The 665-nt window shown below is 58.8% G+C and carries 1 pseudogene; it reads left to right on the top strand.

The features are described from left to right. Positions 1–517: pseudogene (locus C0V97_RS17820) on the top strand (cell division protein FtsH); the annotation flags it as partial. Positions 518–665 lie beyond the last annotated feature (148 nt).

Below are 665 nucleotides of genomic sequence, written 5' to 3'. Positions count from 1 at the left end.
TCTGGTTCTCGCGATGGGCGGCCGCGTTGCCGAGGAGCTCATCTTCGGCGCAGAGAATGTCTGCACCGGTGCGTCTGGCGATATCAAGATGGCAACGAATCTCGCCCGTCGCATGGTGACCGAATGGGGGATGAGCGATCGCCTCGGTATGATTGCCTATGGCGATAATGGCCAGGAGGTGTTCCTGGGTCACTCGGTGACGCAGAACAAGAATGTCTCCGAGCAGACTGCCCGCGAGATCGACCGTGAGGTCAAGGAACTCGTCGACGAGGCCTACAAGCGCGCGCATAGCCTGCTGCTCGAACATATCGACGATCTGCACCGTCTTGCGAATGCTCTTCTCGAGTTCGAGACGCTTTCAGGTGATGAAGTTGGCAAGGTGATCCGCGGTGAACCGGTGGAGCGCGTCGTGGTCGATGATTCGACCCCGGAGAATCGTCGCTCTTCGGTACCTACGGTGAAGCCGGAGGCCAGTGCCGGGACTGAGGCACTGAACCCGTCGCCGCAGGCCGGGTGATACTAGGCAGGTAAGGGGAGAAGGGGGCGCAAGCCCCCTTTTTTCGTTGAGCGGGCTGTGCTTGAAGAAAACTATCTCGCGCATAGCGACGCGTATAAGAGGGCGATCATGAGTATAGCAGCCAAGTCAGACCGCAAATTGTTCGGTA

Origin of the sequence: Asaia sp. W19, from assembly GCF_003994335.1 — a bacterium.
In the GTDB taxonomy this organism is placed as follows: Bacteria; Pseudomonadota; Alphaproteobacteria; order Acetobacterales; family Acetobacteraceae; genus Asaia.
Note: the sequence above shows the minus strand (reverse complement) of the source record. Positions and strands in the feature narration are given on the sequence as shown.